11 protein-coding genes are annotated in these 15,284 nt (G+C 73.5%); all 11 read right to left on the reverse strand.

Features of this window, described 5'->3' with window-relative positions:
* A complete protein-coding gene (locus IE332_RS06785) occupies positions 1 to 1,284 on the reverse strand; it encodes a DUF4910 domain-containing protein (RefSeq protein WP_189914228.1) in 1,284 nt (427 codons plus the stop codon).
* Positions 1,272 to 2,297 carry an NAD-dependent epimerase/dehydratase family protein gene (locus IE332_RS06790; RefSeq protein ID WP_189914229.1) on the reverse strand — a complete coding sequence of 342 codons (1,026 nt, stop codon included), beginning with the start codon at positions 2,295 to 2,297 and terminating at the stop codon, positions 1,272 to 1,274. The genes IE332_RS06785 and IE332_RS06790 overlap by 13 nt, the downstream gene beginning before the upstream one ends.
* A gap of 3 nt (positions 2,298 to 2,300) precedes the next feature.
* Positions 2,301 to 2,948, reverse strand: coding sequence for a PIG-L deacetylase family protein (locus IE332_RS06795; RefSeq protein WP_189914230.1), 648 nt, complete (start codon positions 2,946 to 2,948; stop codon positions 2,301 to 2,303).
* A complete protein-coding gene (locus tag IE332_RS06800) occupies positions 2,945 to 3,742 on the reverse strand; it encodes a glycosyltransferase family protein (RefSeq protein ID WP_189914231.1) in 798 nt (265 codons plus the stop codon). Before IE332_RS06800 ends, IE332_RS06795 begins: the two co-directional genes overlap by 4 nt.
* Positions 3,739 to 4,974 carry a class I SAM-dependent methyltransferase gene (locus IE332_RS06805; protein ID WP_189914232.1) on the reverse strand — a complete coding sequence of 412 codons (1,236 nt, stop codon included), beginning with the start codon at positions 4,972 to 4,974 and terminating at the stop codon, positions 3,739 to 3,741. The genes IE332_RS06800 and IE332_RS06805 overlap by 4 nt, the downstream gene beginning before the upstream one ends.
* The gene (locus tag IE332_RS06810) at positions 4,975 to 6,249 is read right to left on the reverse strand and encodes a glycosyltransferase family 4 protein (protein WP_189914233.1); all 1,275 of its coding nucleotides are present in this window, start codon (positions 6,247 to 6,249) and stop codon (positions 4,975 to 4,977) included. It abuts the gene before it with no gap.
* Positions 6,250 to 6,251: 2 nt separating this feature from the next.
* Positions 6,252 to 7,556, reverse strand: a complete 1,305-nt coding sequence (locus IE332_RS06815; RefSeq protein ID WP_229928382.1) for an O-antigen ligase domain-containing protein — start codon at positions 7,554 to 7,556, stop codon at positions 6,252 to 6,254.
* Position 7,557: 1 nt separating this feature from the next.
* On the reverse strand, positions 7,558 to 9,087 hold the full coding sequence (locus IE332_RS06820; protein ID WP_189914234.1) for a right-handed parallel beta-helix repeat-containing protein: 1,530 nt from the start codon (positions 9,085 to 9,087) through the stop codon (positions 7,558 to 7,560).
* Between the two features lie 32 nt (positions 9,088 to 9,119).
* Positions 9,120 to 11,078, reverse strand: coding sequence for a heparinase II/III family protein (locus tag IE332_RS06825; protein ID WP_189914235.1), 1,959 nt, complete (start codon positions 11,076 to 11,078; stop codon positions 9,120 to 9,122).
* Positions 11,075 to 13,273: a bi-domain-containing oxidoreductase gene (locus IE332_RS06830; protein WP_189914236.1), complete on the reverse strand. Its 2,199-nt coding sequence runs from the start codon at positions 13,271 to 13,273 to the stop codon at positions 11,075 to 11,077. Before IE332_RS06830 ends, IE332_RS06825 begins: the two co-directional genes overlap by 4 nt.
* A gap of 61 nt (positions 13,274 to 13,334) precedes the next feature.
* The gene (asnB, locus tag IE332_RS06835) at positions 13,335 to 15,284 is read right to left on the reverse strand and encodes an asparagine synthase (glutamine-hydrolyzing) (protein WP_189914237.1); all 1,950 of its coding nucleotides are present in this window, start codon (positions 15,282 to 15,284) and stop codon (positions 13,335 to 13,337) included.

The raw sequence follows: 15,284 nt of genomic DNA on the forward strand, positions 1-15,284 counted from the left end.
TCATGCCTTGATCAGCCCGGCGCCGTGCAGGGCGTCGGCCGCGGCGGCGACGGCGTCGAAGGGCAGCCCGGACCGCTCGGCGACGTCCAGCAGGCCGTGCTCGCCGTCGGAGAGGCTGAGCACCCAGAGCATGGCCAGCTGGGCCTCCTTGGCGTCGCTGCGGCCGCCGAGCGAGTCGTACAGCCCGCGCCGGCCCAGCTGCGGCTCGCCGTACGGGCTGAGGTTGACGTAGCGCCGGTCGCGGTCGAGGACGGCGAACGCCTCGCGGCAGACGGCGAGGGTGTCCGCCAGCGCCTCCGGGGAGACGAAGTCCGGGTCGTCGGCCGAGGTGTGGTACTCGGGGTACCCGGCGTACGGGGTCCGGGTGAGCGAGCCGACGCCGAGGTCGAACCCGGGCGAGCAGTACTGCCGCTCGTCGTAGCCGTACGGCGTGAACTCCCTGACCTCGTGCGGGCGTCCGGAGGCGCGCAGGACGTGCCGCAGCACCCGGTCGATCTCCGCGTCGCCGCGCCGGCTCTGCTTGTACGTCAGCTGCCCCCGGTCGCCGGCGCAGGCCAGCACCAGGCCGTGCTTGACCCTTTCCACCCGCTCCGCGTTGCGGGCCAGCCAGGTGATCGCCCCGATGGTGCCGGGCGCGAAGACGAACCGGTAGGTGTAGTGGGGCGAGCGCCGCGCCAGCTCCCGGGCCAGGAAGACCGCCACCGCGACGCCGGCCATGTTGTCGTTGGCCAGCGACGGGTGGCAGACGTGGCAGGAGACGATCACCTCGTCGGTGACCTGCCCGGGGACGACGTGCTCGGCGTAGGTGAGGTGGCCGTCCGCGAGCGTGGAGTCGATCCGCACCTCGTAGTCGCCGTCCGGCATGGCGTCCAGGGTCTCCTGGGCCAGGCAGAACCCCCATTGCGGCGTGTAGTAGCTGGTGCGGTACGGCACCCAGGTCGGCTGGTCGGGCAGGGTGTGCAGGTGGGCGCGCAGCTCGGCCAGCGGCATGGTCGCCGCCACCGGCACGCTGTAGCCGAGCACGTGCAGGCTGGAGGCGGCGAAGTCGACGACCCGGCGGCCGGCGCCGTCGGCGATGTAGGCGTCCCGGATGTTCCACTCCTGCGGCACCGTCCAGTCGAGCACCTTGGTGCCGGTCGGCACCTCGTGCACCCGCAGCGGGAGGTACTCGCCGACGATGTCCAGGGTGGCGCGCACACCGTCGCCGGTGATGCTGCGGCAGATCGGGTACAGCCGCGTGACCAGCGCGTGCATCTCCTCGCCGGGCGTGGTCATCGGCGCCACCGCAGGGTGTCGTCGACGGTGCCGGCCCCGGACGCCGCGCGGAGCACCGCGAGCCGGGTGAAGCGCTGCTCGAAGCCCTCCCGGGTGAGCCCGAACTCGCGGTAGGCCTCGGCGAGTTCGAGCGCGCCCCGCTTGACCGTCCACTCGCAGTCGAAGCCGGGGACGGCGGCCCGGAAGCGGGCGAAGTCCACCCGGTAGGAGCGGGGGTCGGCTCCGTTCTCCCCGGTGATCCGCACCTTCGCGCCCTCCACCGCCTCGGCGACCTGCCCGGCGATCTCGGCGACGGTGACGTTGTTGGTCTCGCTGCCGATGTTGAACGCCTCGTCGTGCACCGCCTCGCGCGGCGCGGCCAGCGCGGCGGTGAAGGCCCGGGCGATGTCGGCGGCGTGCACCAGCGGGCGCCAGGGGGTGCCGTCGGAGAGCACCAGCACCTCGCCGGACAGCAGCGCGTGGCCCACCAGGTTGTTCAGCACGATGTCGGCGCGCAGCCGGGGCGAGTAGCCGAAGGCGGTGGCGTTGCGCATGAACACCGGGCTGAAGTCGCCGTCGGCCAGGTCGTGCAGGTCGTCCTCCACCCGCACCTTGGACTCCGCGTACGGCGTCACCGGGCGCAGCGGGGCGTCCTCGGCCACCAGCTCGTCGCCGCCGGCGGCGCCGTAGACCGAGCAGGTGGACGCGTACAGGAAGCGCCGTACGCCGGCGTCCCGGGCGAGCCGGGCCAGCCGTACCGAGGCGTGGTGGTTGATGTCGTAGGTGAGGTCCGGTGCCAGCGAGCCCAGCGGGTCGTTGGAGAGCGCGGCCAGGTGGATCACGGCGTCCACCCCGGCCACCTGCTCGGCGGTGACGTCGCGCAGGTCCACCCGGTGCCCGGGCGGGTCGGCGGGCGCCGGGCCGAGGACGCAGTCCGCGAACAGGCCGGAGTCCAGCCCGACGACCTCGTGCCCGGCGGCCGCGAGGACCGGGGCCATCACGGTGCCCAGGTAGCCCTGGTGTCCGGTCAGCAGTACGCGCATGGGTCAGCCCTCCAGGTCGAGCGTCAGTTTGGTGGCGGCGAACGCCTCGGCGTAGCGCGCGTGGCATTCGATGCCGCGGATCCGGGCCAGCCCGAGGAAGGCCTCCCGGTCGTACCAGGGGCGGTGGCGCTGCGAGGGGTAGTGCTCCTGCAGCAGCCGGACCTTCCGTTCGGCGATCTCCGGGGTGAGCGGCTGGTAGGCCGTCGGGCGGCCGAGGTCGGCGTCCCATTTGACGATCTCGTAGCCGAGCACCAGGTGGTCGCGGAAGGCGGTGGTCATCAGCTTCGCCAGGCCGCGGTGGTCCTGGTGGGCGTCCTCGGTGCGCGGGGCGAGGACGAGGCCGGGCTCGCCGCGTCCGCGCAGTTCCTCGACGGCGGCCTTGGCCTCGTCCCAGTGCGCGGGCAGCCGGCCGTCCGGCAGTTTGAGGACGGTCAGCCGCAGGTCGGCGCCGGGGCAGAAGGCGGCGAGCGCGGCCCGCTCCTCCTGCTCCCGCTCGCCGCCACCGCCGGAGAGCACCAGCGCGTCGACCCGCAGGCCCGGCCGCGCCAGGCACATCGTCAGCAGGGTGCCGCCGGCGCCGATGGCGATGTCGTCGCAGTGCGCGCCGACCGCGACGACGCCGGTCAGGGCGCCGGCCCGGAGGCGGATCACGCGGTCCTCACGCCGGAGCCGTCCTTCTCCCAGACGGCCCACGGGCGCTCGCCCCGGGCGTAGGCCTCGTCGAGCGCCGCGCGTTCCTTCACGGTGTCGGTCGGCTTCCAGAAGCCGCGGTGCTGGTGCGCCACCAGCCGTCCCTGCTTGGCCAGTCCGGCGCAGCCGTCGGCGACCAGGTCCCCGTTCTCCGGGATGTGGTCGAAGACCTCCTGGCGGAGCACGAAGTAGCCGCCGTTCTCCCACAGCGGCAGTTCGCTCACCGCGGTGATGCCCCCGACCAGGTTGTCCTCGCCGAGCTCCACGCAGTGGAACGAGGACTGCGGCGGCACCACCATCATCGACGCGCCGGCGTCCCGCCGGGAGAACCGGTCGATCATCTCCGGCAGCGGGGCGTCGGTGAGCACGTCGGCGTAGTTGGCGAGGAACATCTCGTCGCCGTCCAGGTGGTGGCGCACCCGGCGCAGCCGCTCGCCGATCGGCGACTCGATGCCGGTCTGCGCGAAGGTGATCGTCCAGGAGGAGATGTCGGTGGACAGCAGCTCGGTCTTGCCGCCCCGCAGCACGAAGTCGTTGGACGTCGTCTCCTCGTAGTTGAGGAAGAAGTTCTTGATGTGGTGGGCCCCGTAGCCGAGGCAGAGGATGAACTCGGTGTGCCCGTGGTAGGCGTAGTAGCGCATCACGTGCCAGATCAGCGGCCGCGGCCCGACCATCGCCATCGGCTTGGGCACGTCGTCGTTGGCCCCGCTGCGCATCCGCAGCCCGTAACCGCCGCAGAACAGGACGACCTTCACGGCTTCACCTCCACGATGCTCAGTTCCGGGATGGGGAAGACCAGCCGGCCGCCCCACTCGTGCACGAAGGAGAGCTGCTCGACCAGTTCGGCCCGCAGGTTCCACGGCAGGACGAGGACGTAGTCCGGCCGGTCGGTGGCGATCTGCTCGGGCGGCAGGATCGGGATCCGGGTGCCCGGGGTGAACCGGCCGTGCTTGTAGGGGTTGCGGTCGACCGTGTACGGGAGCAGGTCGGGCCGGATGCCGCAGTGGTTGAGCAGGGTGTTGCCCTTGCCCGGGGCGCCGTAGCCGACGACCGTCTCGCCGCGCTCGGCCGCGTCGATGAGGAAGCGCAGCAGGTCCCGGCGCACCTTGGCCACCCGGGCGGAGAACTCGGTGTACCCGGAGAGCTCCCGCAACCCGGCCGCCTTCTCCCGGTCCAGCACCTCGGCCACCCGCCGGCTCGGCTCGCCGGCCGCCTCGGCCGGCCGGGCCCACAGCCGGATGGAGCCGCCGTGCGTGGGCAGCAGCTCGACGTCCACGAGCGTGAGCCCGCCGCTCTCCAGCGCCCGGGCCGCGGAGGCGACCGTGTAGTACTGGAAGTGCTCGTGGTAGATCGTGTCGTACTGGTTCTCCTCGATGAGGGTCAGCAGGTGCTGCACCTCGATGGAGACCCAGCCGTCGTCGGCCACCAGGGCGCGCAGCCCCCGGGTGAACCCGACCACGTCGGGGATGTGCGCGTACACGTTGTTGGCGACGACCAGGTCCGCCGGGCCGTGCTTGACGCGGACGTCCGCGCCGGTGACCGGGTCCAGGAAGGCCGTGAGCGTCGGCACGCCCTTCTCCCTGGCCGCGGCGCCGACGTTGACCGACGGTTCGATGCCGAGGCAGCGGATCCCCCGCTCCACGACGTGCCCGAGCAGGTACCCGTCGTTGCTGGCGACCTCGACCACGAAGGCCTCGGGGCCGAGGTCCAGCCGCTGGACGGCACCGTCGACGAAGGTCCGCGCGTGGTCCACCCAGGAGGTCGAGTAGGAGGAGAAGTAGGCGTACTGGGTGAAGGTCTCCTCCGGCGTGATCAGCGGGGGGATCTGCGCGAGCCAGCAGTCCGTGCAGACCCGCAGGTGCAGCGGGTACGCCGGCTCCGGCCGGTCCAGTTGGTCCGCGGCGAGGAAGCTCTCGCACGGCGGCGTCGCCCCCAGGTCGACGACGCTCCCCAGCGCCGTCGAACCGCAGAGTCGGCATCGTGTCATCTACTGCCCCCATTCCCGCCCGCGCGGGGTTCCCCGGCGCGGGCCAGCGTTTCCGTTCCCTGTCGGCGGCGCGCCGTCGGCGCCGCCGGACCGCCCCGCGATCACGGTGCGGTACTCCTCCACCAGGCGCTCCAGGCCGACGGCCGGGCTGAAGGCCCGTTCGTAGCGGCGCCGGGCGGTCCGGCCCATCTCCCGGTTGGCGGCCGGATCGGCCGTGATCCGGCGCAGGCTCTCCGCGAGCGAGGCCTCCTCGCCCGGCCGGTGCAGCAGCCCCGTCACCCCGTCCTCGACGAGCTCGACGAAGGCGCCGTGCCCGGCGGCGACGGCCGGGACCCCGGCCGCCATCGCCTCCGCGACCACCAGGCCGAAGGTCTCCGGGGAGACCGAGGGGGCCACCACGGCGACCGCTCGCGCGACGGCCTCCCGGCACTGGGCCGGGTCGTACAGGCCGACGTAGCGCACGTCGTCCCGGCCCGCCGCCCAGGCGGTCACCTCGGCCTCCAGCGGCCCCCCGCCGGCCAGCAGGAGCGGTACGCCCACACCGCCGGCCGCGGCGAGCCGGTCCCAGGCGGCCATCAGCAGCCGTACGCCCTTGGGCTCGGCGAGCCGGCCGAGGAAGAGCAGGTGCTCGCCGTCGCCGGTACGGCGGCTGTCCGGCTCGGGCACGAAGTTGTGCTTCACCACCAGCCGTTCGGCCGGCATGCCGGAGCGGACCAGGACGTCGCGCTGCGCCGCGGAGATGCAGAAGAACCGGTCCACGCCGGTCCACCACCGCCGCCGGTTGACCGACATGCTGACCGCGAGCGGCACCGTCGCCAGCCGGGAGTTGCGGTAGCAGCCGTGCCGGACGGCGGGCAGCCCGGTCGCCGACCCGACGCACTCGGTGCACGCCCGGCCGTCCCGGTGCAGGGTGCCGGGCGGGCAGACCTGGGTGAAGTTGTGCAGCGTGGCGACGACGGGCACACCGGCGTCGGCGCAGGCGGCGAGCACCGCCGGGGACAGCAGCGGGAAGACGTTGTGGACGTGCACCACGTCCGGCCGCTCGCCGCGGAGCCGGGCGGTGAGCTCCGCGCGGACCGGCGGGTTCCACGGCACCAGGAGCGGCACCGCGACCTTGCCGAGCAGGGAGCGGGCGGCGATGTCGTCGCTGCGCCGCTCGAACAGGTCGACCCGGTGGCCGGCCGCGCGCAGCAGCCCCACCTCCTCGTCGACGACCCTGTTCTCCCCGCTCGGCTGCGCCGAGGAGTAGCGGTTGTGCACCACCAGGACGTGCACGGTCAGGTCACCTCCTGTGTGCGGTCCCGACGCGGGTTACGTCGGCGCGGGACCGCGAGTGTGGTCGGCGGCGTGGCCGCGGCGGGTGTGGCGAGCAGCGAGGCGGCCAGGGCCAGGTGCAGCAGGTAGGGCGAGGCGTCGCCGAGCCCGGCCTCGGTGTACGAGGAGATCGCGACGTAGCTGATCAGGAAGATCGCGCAGGCCCGCTCCAGCGAGGGCGGGCGCAGCAGGGCGACGCCGCCCAGCGCCAGGAGGATCGCGGCCACCAGGCCGATGCCGACCAGGCCCTGCTCGTTGTAGACGGCCAGCCAGCTGTTGTCGATCGGCAGTCCGCCGAAGGACTTGTCGCCCAGGCCGATGCCGAAGGCCTCTTCGGGGATGGTCCGGGGCTGGGTCAGCAGGGCGTCCCAGACCTTGGCCCGGCCGGTGAGGTTGGAGAAGTTCTCCTTGCTCTGGCCGCGCATGAACCAGGTCTGCAGCGCGCCGGCGAACGCCACCGCGGCGACCGTGGCCGTCACCAGCGCCCAGGTGAAGAAGCGGCGGGCGGCGGTGCTGGTCAGCAGGAGCGAGCCGATCGCCAGCGCCAGGCCGGCGAGCAGGCCGATCGTGGCCGTCCGGGTGTGGGTCATCGCGAGCAGCACGAAGGTCGGCACGATGACCATGGCCGCGCTCTTCCCGGTGGTCCGGCGGCCCAGCAGGAGCAGCACGGTGAGCCCGATGATCACCGCCGAGTACTGGCCGATCTGCGGCGGGGTGAGCGGCCACAGCGCGCCGACCAGCCGCCCGCCGTAGTACTCGGGCATGGCCGTGCCCGGGGAGATGACCAGGCCGGCGGCCACCGACCAGAGCACCGCGTAGTACATCCGGATGTGGGTGCGGACGAGCCGGAAGCTTCCGTCCCACCAGCGGCTGATCAGCCACAGGGTGGTGATGAAGATGGCCAGCCGGGTGCAGCGGAACAGCGCGCCGAGGCCGACCTCCAGCTTCAGGCTGGAGATCAGGCTGGGCACCAGCAGCAGGGTGAGCAGGGTGAGGAAGGCGCCGGGCCGGACGCGCAGCCGGGGGTTGAGCAGGAGGGCCAGCGCGAACGCGGAGACCAGCGCGCCCATGGTGGCCATCTGGATGAGCGAGCGGGGCAGCCGGACGACGGTCTTCGCCCCGGCGGAGCCGAGCGTGTTGAGGCCCAGCAGCGCCCAGACTATCCAGACGGCCTTCGGCGTGGCGTCGGGGCGTCCTTCGGCTCCGGCCGGCGTGACCGCCGTGCCCGTTCCGTCCGCCGGCGCGCCGCGAAGCGGGGCCCCGCCCATCTCAACCACCGGCCTTGGTGGTGGCGAAGGTGCTGCCGGTGTCCTGCCGGTACGGCGTGCCCTGCCACTGCCCGGAGTCGAGCGGGCGGCCCGGGTCGTCGGCGACGAAGGTCCACGGGCCGCGGTAGACGTTGTCGTGCCAGCGGTTGTCCTGCTTGAGGGTGATCGCCTCGGCGACCCGCTTGCCCATGTACGGCGACCAGTCCGGGTAGGTGCCGTAGTTGGAGAGCACCGCCATCCGGCCGCAGTCCACGGTGCACTTGACGACGGAGGTGTCGAGGGCGAAGCGGTTGTCGTGGATGTCGACCCGCTGGGTCTTCCACCGGCAGTCGGAGTAGAGCGGCGGGGTGTCGATCGCCGGTTTCACGCAGCGGCCGGGGTCCTTCACCAGCAGGGTGCAGTAGCCGGTCGAGGTGTTGGCCGGGCTGTTGCAGAACCGGTCGGCGTTCTCCCAGAGGGTGATCCCGGACCAGTTGTCCTCCAGCGTGTTCCGGTAGATCTCGATCCGGTCCGTGCGGGCGGGGACCCGGGGTTCGCCGCCGGCCTCCGACAGGTAGACGGCCGCGTGCGGGAAGTCGTCGCCGTCGGCGGCGTGCCGGCGGCCCTCGACCCAGTTGTTCCGCCGGACCGTGTTGTTCCGGATGACGGCGTTGTAGCTGGTCTCGTAGATCAGCGCGGCACCGTCGTTGGCCTCCAGCACGTTGTTCTCGATCAGGAAGTCGTTGTTGTCGTTGTCCGCCCACAGCCCGGTGCCGCGGTTGTCGTGCACCCAGTTGCCGCGGATGTCGGCGCCGTCGACGGCCCAGAACTTGACGCCGCCGGTGCAGCCGCAGCCGGGCTGGCGCCGCTCCCAGTCGTCGGTGTTGTTGCCCGTGATCTCGTTGCCCTCGACCAGCAGGCCCTTGATGGAGTCGCCGGTCTTGTACGCGTTCATGCCGTACTGGCCGTTGTCGCGCAGGCAGCTGGCGCGGACCTGCTGGCGGGCGCCGGCCATCAGCCCGGCGCCGGAGTTGCCCTGGATCGTCGCGTGCTCGATCACCCACCCGTCGGCCATGTCGTGGTTGACCACGCCCTCGTCGTGCGGCGCGACGAAGCCCTGCACGGTCAGGTAGCGGATGGTGACGTCCGGGGCGGTGCCGCTGAACGCGTAGTTGTTGGTCTTCCGGCCGTCGAGCACCGCGCCCGGCGCGCCGAGGTAGGTGTCCCCCTCCTTGGTCATGACCTGGGCGTAGCGGTCCGGTTCGAGGGTGTGGGTGCCCGGGGCCAGCCAGAACGTGGTGTGCGGAGGGCTGTTCCTGGTCTTCGCGGCCAGGTCGTTGACGACCGCCGGGTCGACCGTCACGGCGCCGGGCGGCGCGGCGGCCGGCCCGGCCGGGGGCTCGGCGCACACCCGGGCCGCGGCCACCGGTGCGGTGGGCGGGGCGGTCGGCTCCGCCGGGGAGTCCGACCCGCTCGTACAGCCGGTCGTCACCAGCAGGGCGAGCGTCAGCACCGCCGCCGACGCCCACCGGTAGCTCCCGGTGATCCCCATCCGCCCCACCTGCCTCATCCCTACCCGTCGCACTAGCCGCGGAACCCGAGCACGGTGGTGAACCCCTGCCCGCCGTCGGTGAAGCCGGTGCCGACCAGCGTGGTGGCCGGCTCCTTGCGTCCGAAGCCGGCCGAGTACCAGCCCAGCGGCGGTCCGGTCTCGCCGCGGTGCGCCCGCCAGGTCAGCTGCCCGGGCAGGTCGAGCACCGCCGAGCGGTCCCGGCCGTCCCCGGTCCAGGTGAGCACGGCCCGGTTCCCCGTCAGGTCCGCGGTGACCGCCGGGCCGAGGTGGAACGCCAGGCGTACCGCCCGGCGCGGGCCGCTCACCTCGTCGAGCACCCGCAGCTCCCGGCTCGCGGCGACCAGTTCCACCCGGCGGCGGTGCACCGACGGCCGGTAGCCGTCGTGCTCGGCGCACCAGCGGGACACCGCCTCGCCGGAGGTGTCGGCGACCAGGACGCGGCTGCGGGCGTGCCGGGTCCACAGGAACGGCCCGCCGGAGACGGACTGGTCCTCGCCGTCCAGCTCCAGGGTGTTGTGGCCCGGCGTCGACCGGAAGTAGCGCCGCCACTCGGGCTGCCCGTGGTAGCAGTACGTCCCCGGGTCCGCGAGCACGTCGACGCCGTCCTGCCGCACCTCCAGGGAGAGCGCGTCCGCGTGGCCGTGCGCGGCGATGGACAGGAACCCGTGCGGACCGCCGTCGCAGCGGCACCAGATCCCGTCCGGGCCGCGCAGCACCGTCAGCCCCGCGTCGGCGAAGTGGGCCCGCCGGCGCGCCGGGCGGGTCACCGCCGGTGTGCTGCCCGGCTTCCCGTACGGCTTCAGGAGCGCGGCCAGCAGCGGGGTGCGGACGTCGGTGCCGGTCACCTCCGGCCACCAGGCGAGCCGGCCGAACACCGCCTCCCCGGTGGCCAGCAGCGAGGCCCAGCGGTCGGTGCCCGCGCCGTCCACGACCAGACCGTGCCCGTCGTCCGCGTCGCCCTGGCGCGGCGGCCGCAGCCGGTCGTCCACGACGGCGGCGAGCGCGTCGGTCATCCGCAGCAGGACCAGCCGGACCGTCCTGGGGACGGGGACGGCGGCGGCGTCCGCCTCGGCCACCGCGGCCAGGCCGAGTTCCAGGACCAGTCCGTGGTACTCGGTGGCCAGTTCGCGGTTGAGGCCGGAGGGGAAGGTGTTGCCGCGCAGGTGCCGCTCCAGCGACCGCAGGGCGCCCGCCCGCCAGCGCGCCGAGGAGGGGAACCAGTCGAACGCGCAGGCCGCGGCGAGCTGTCCGGCAGCCTCGGCGATGACGTGGTTGTTCGCCGAGGACCCCCGGCTGGGGAAGGCGGCCAGCCAGCGCTGGTGGTGCCAGATCTGGTCCAGCGCCTCCGGGTTCTCCTCGAACAGTCCGGCGGCGCCCGGCCAGCCGTCGAGCAGCCGGCGGATCCACACCCAGGACAGCAGCCGGATGCCCAGCTCGATGCCGCTGATCCAGTGCACGCCGCGCAGCGGCGGGTTGGCCGTCCACCAGGACCGCAGGTGCGCGGCGACGCGCTCGGCGTACCGCTCGTTCCCGGTGACGGCGTAGGCGGCGGCGAGCACGGTCAGGTACTGGTGCCGGGACGGCTCCCAGATCTGCTTGATGTCGCCGACCGCGTCCTCGTCCCGGTACGGCACGTCGAAGGCGTAGCCGGCCGGGGCCCGGCGCCCGGTCTTCGGGTCGCGCCACCAGTCCGGGGCGGCCAGGTCCGCGCGCTCCACCCCGAAGAACTCGGCGTGCCCGTCCATCAGCCGGTCCGCCGCGGCGACGAGCCGTTTCGCGGCGTCCGGCGGCACCGCGGCGATCGTCCCGGCGGGCAGCACGGCGGTGAACCGGGCGCCGGTCACGACCGGGCGCTCCGGCGGCGCCGACCGCCACCGCCGCCTGCGCAGCGTGTCGCCCACCCGGCCGCCGACCTCCCGCGGTCCCATCCGGGACAGCCGCCGCAGGTACCAGCCCGCGCTCATGGTCATCGCGTCCTCGCCAGGGTCACCGGCGCGCCGCCGGCCAGGGCGGTCGGCACGGCGAGGGTGGCCGCCGTGGTGGCGACCAGCGACTCCAGCGGCACCGGCATCGGGCCGCCGGTCCGTACGGCCTTGACGAACGCGGCCAGTTCGGCGGACTGGCCCTTGTCCCGGGCCTTGGGCAGCCGCGAACTGACCCACCGCTCGGGGCCGTGCACCGAGGCGCGGACGAAGTCGTCGAGCTTCAGCACCTTCCCGTCCGCGACCAGGTCCAGCGTCTCCTTGGGGAAGCCGGGGGCGCCGGTGGTGACGTAGCTGATGGTGGCGGTGGAGCCGTCCGGGTAGCGCAGCACCACCTGGAGGTCCTCGTTGCCCGCCGTGGCGACCGCGTACACCGAGACCGGGTCGGCCTCCAGCAGCCAGCTCGCGGTGTCGATGAAGTGCCCGCCCTCGCCGGCGAACCGGGAGCCCTCCGTACCCTGCCGGAGGTACCAGCTGCCGTGCTGCAGCCGGCCCGCGTTGACCAGGTAGCGCAGGCTCGCCGGGCCGGTCCGGACGCCGAGCCGGCTCTTCGCCTGCCGCAGCAGCGGCGCGAACCGGCGGTTGAAGCCCACCTGCAGGCGGTCGTTGCCGGACTCCTCCACCGCCGCGAGCACGCTCGCCAGTTCGTCCTCGGTGAGGGCCAGGGGCTTCTCCACGAACACCGTCTTGCCGGCGAGCAGCGCCTGCCGGGTCAGTTCGGCGTGCGAGCTGTGCCGGGTGACCACGAACACCGCGTCCACGGACGGGTCCCCGAGCACCGCGTCGAGGTCGGTGGTCGCCCGGGCGAAGCCGAACTTCCGCTGGGCGTTGGCGGCGGACAGCGCGGTCGTGGTGACGACGGTGGACAGCGTGACGCCGGCGCGCTGCGCCAGGTGCGGCAGCAGCATCGAGCCCGCGTAGTTCCCGGCGCCGATGAACGCCAGCCGCACCGGCGCGTTCACGGGCCGGGCCGGGGTGGCCGCGGTGCCGGTGCGGCGCACCGCGGGCACCGCCACCTCCGGGGCCTGCGCGGCCCGTTCCGGCTCCCCCTCCCCGGCCGGCCCGGGGTAGCGGAACAGCACGGCGACGGCCTTGAGTTCGCCGTCCTCGAGCCGCCGGTACGTCTCGACGGCGTCCTCGAACTCGGCCACGTGGGAGACCAGCGGGTCCACGTCGACGCGGCCGCGGGCCAGCAGGTCGAGGAAGCACGCCAGGTTGCGGCGCTCGGTCCAGCGCACGTAGCCGATCGGGTAGTCCCGCCCGTCCAGCTCGTACTCGGGGTCGTAGCGCCCGGGGCCGTACGAGCGGGAGAACCGGACGTCCAGCTCCTTCTCGTAGTACGCGTTCCACGGCAGGTCCAGGCGGCACTTGCCGATGTCGACGACCCGGCCCCGGTCCCGGGCCAGGTGGGCGGCCAGCTCGACCGGCTGGTTGCTGCCGCCGCCGGCCGCCAGGTACACCTGGTCCACGCCGTGGCCGCCGGTCAGCTCGGCGACGGCGGCCTCCACGGCCGCGGCCCCGGGGTCACCGCAGGCCACCGCGCCCAGGCGCTGGGCGAGTTCGCAGCGCGCCGGGTCCGGGTCGGCCCCGACCACCCGCACCCCGGAGGCGGTGAGGAGCTGCGCCACCAGCTGCCCGATCAGCCCGAGGCCGATGACCAGCGCCACCTCGCCGAGCTGCGGCTCGCCCTGGCGCAAGCCCTGCAGCGCGATGGACCCGACGGTGCCGAAGGCCGCGTGCCGAGGCGCGAGGCCGTCCGGCACCGGGGTGTAGAGGTTCTTCGGCACCCAGTTCAGCTCGGCGTGCAGCGCGTGCTCGTTGCCGGCGCAGGCCACCAGGTCGCCGACCTTCACGTCGTCGATCCCGGCACCGACCTGCTCGACCACGCCGCACAGCGAGTAGCCCAGCGGCGTGTAGGAGTCCAGCTTGCCCATCACCTTGCGGTAGGTGGCGGGCAGCCCGTTGGTGGCCACGCTCTGCATGACCTTGGCCACCTGGTCCGGACGGGAGCGGGCCTTGCCCAGCATCGACATGCCGGCCTCGGACACCTTCATGAGCTCGGTCCCGGTGGATATCAGCGAGAAGGCGGTGCGGACCAGCACACCGCCCGGCTTGCACCCCGGTACCGGCACGTCGAGCACCGCCAGCTCGCCGCTCTTGTAGTTCTGCACAACCTGCTTCACCGAAGTCCCCTTGTTCTCTCCGCCGTCTTGCTCTCTACGCCGTCGCCCGGGCCCCGCGCCGTCAGGAAGGTGCCGCGGCCCCGCCGGAAGTCACGCCGGAGGCCCCGCCGGAGGTCACTCCGCGGTACCAGTACTCCAGCGTCAGCACGTGCCACAGGTGCTTGGAGAAGTCCTGCTGCCCGGCGGCGTCCTCGGCGGCCAGCCGCGCCAGCGCGTCCCGGCGCAGGAACCCGGAGCGGACCAGCTCGCCGTCGTTGATCACCTCGCGCACCAGGGGTGCCAGGTCCCGGCTCATCCAGGCCCGCAGCGGGGCGCTGAACAGGCCCTTGGGCCGGTAGACGATCTGCCGGGGCAGGACCGAGGTGGCCGCCTCCTTGAGGACGGCCTTGCCCTGCCGTCCGACGATCTTGCGGTCGCCGGGCACCGCGAACGCCGCCCTGACCACCTCGACGTCCACGTACGGCACCCGCACCTCGGTCGACGCCGCCATGCTCGACCGGTCGGTGTACGCGAGGTTCAGGCCCGGCAGGAACATCCGGGCGTCGCCCAGGCACATCCGGTTGACGAAGTCGTCGAGGTCGTTGTCCCGGTACACGTCCGCGTGCTCGGTCAGCACGTCCTGGACCGTCCCGGCCAGGTCCGGATCGACCAGGGCGAGCAGGTCCTCCCGGTCGTACATGGTGTAGCTGCGCCGGAACGCGGTCTCCTCCGGCAGGTCGGCGAAGGAGAGGAACCGCTTCGCGAACCGCACCGACCGGAACCCCCGGCTGGCCGTGGCGACCGGCAGCCGGTCGACGGCCGCGGACAGGCCGCGCCGCAGCGGCCGCGGGACCCGCTGGTAGCGCAGCGCCAGCTGATTGGCCAGGTGCTTGCGGTAGCCGGCGAACAGCTCGTCGGCGCCCATGCCCGAGAGCATCACCTTGACCCCGGCCTCCCGGGCGGCCGAGCAGATCAGGAAGGTGTTGATCGCGGCCGGGTCGCCGATCGGCTCGTCCAGGTGGTACGTCATCCGCGGCAGCAGGTCGAGCACGTCCGGGGCGATCTCGATCTCGTGCAGGTCGACGCCGAACCGCTCGGCCACCTGCCGGGCGTAGCGCAGGTCGTCCGGCATCGCCTCGAACCTGGCGTCCTCGGCCCGGAACCCGATCGTGTAGGCGGAGATCCCGGGGTGGTCACGGGCCGCCAGCGCGGTCAGGTAGCTGGAGTCCAGCCCGCCGGAGAGGAAGGTCGCCACGGGGACGTCGGAGAGCAGGTGACGGCGGGTCGAATCCTCCACGACGGCGGCGATGTCCGGCAGTTCGCCGGCCAGGGCCCGCTCCCGGCCCTCGGCGGCGACCTCCCGCAGGTGCCAGAACCGGCCGCGCTCCACCCGGCCGTCGGGCCGGCACCGCAGCCAGCTCCCCGGCGGCAGCTTCTCCGCCCCGCGGAGCGCGCACCGCGAGTCCGGCACCCAGTAGTACAGCAGGGAGGCCACCATCGCGCCGTGGTCCACCTCCAGCGACCCGCCGGTCGCGGCGGCCAGCGCCTTGAGCTCGGAGGCGAACACCAGGCCCTCGCCGCGCCGGACCAGGAACAGCGGCTTGATGCCGAGCTGGTCGCGGGCGAGCACCAGTTCACCGGTCCGCTCGTCGAAGATCCCGAACGCGAACATCCCGCGCAGCCGGGGCAGGCAGTCCGTGCCCCAGCGCCGCCAGGCCTCCAGCAGCACCTCGGTGTCGGAGGTGCCGCGGAAGCGCACCCCGGCGGCCGACAGTTCGGCCCGCAGCTCGGGCGCGTTGTACAGCTCGCCGTTGTACGTCAGGACCAGGCCGTCCGAGACCATCGGCTGGGCGCCGGTCTCGGACAGGTCGACGATGGCCAGCCGGCGGTGCCCCAGCTGCACCTCGCCGTCGCCGAGGGAGTGGCCGTACCGGCCCGACCCGTCCGGACCGCGGTGGGCGAGGGTGTCGGTGAGCAGGTCGGTCACGACCTTCCCGTCCGGCCATCGGTACGCGCCTGCGATGCCACACAT

The organism is Kitasatospora xanthocidica (genome assembly GCF_014656195.1).
In the GTDB taxonomy this organism is placed as follows: Bacteria; Actinomycetota; Actinomycetes; order Streptomycetales; family Streptomycetaceae; genus Kitasatospora; species Kitasatospora xanthocidica.